The sequence below is a fragment of the Streptomyces caelestis genome (assembly GCF_001279005.1).
GTDB classification, from domain to species: Bacteria; Actinomycetota; Actinomycetes; order Streptomycetales; family Streptomycetaceae; genus Streptomyces; species Streptomyces heliomycini.
Genome location: NZ_LGCN01000109.1, coordinates 1 through 333, shown reverse-complemented (window position 1 = coordinate 333; position 333 = coordinate 1). Strand labels below are relative to the sequence as shown.

Annotated in this window: 1 protein-coding gene; it reads right to left on the bottom strand. The window is 71.5% G+C overall.

Annotated features, from left to right (window positions below):
- On the bottom strand, positions 1 to 333 hold a 333-nt coding region (locus tag ADK41_RS10740; protein ID WP_159043959.1), incomplete at both ends, for a zinc-binding dehydrogenase.

Here is a 333-nt window from a genome sequence, read left to right as displayed (position 1 = left end):
TGCCCGCCGAGCGCGCCGGTGCCGCCGGTGATGAGGACGGTGCCCTCGGGGTTCCAGCGCGGCGGCATCGTCAGCACGATCTTGCCGATGTGCTTGGCCTGGCTCATGAAGCGGAACGCCTCACGCGCCCGCCGTACGTCCCACACCTTCAGCGGGAGGGGCCGCAGGGCGCCCTGGGCGAACAGGTCGAGGAGTTCGCCGAGGAGTTCGCGGTTGCGCGCGGGTCCGGCCTCGCCGAGGTCGAAGGCACGGTAGGTCACCCGGTCGATCGACCGAGGATCACGGACGTCGGTCTTGCCCATCTCCAGGAACCGGCCGCCGTCCGCCGTCAGC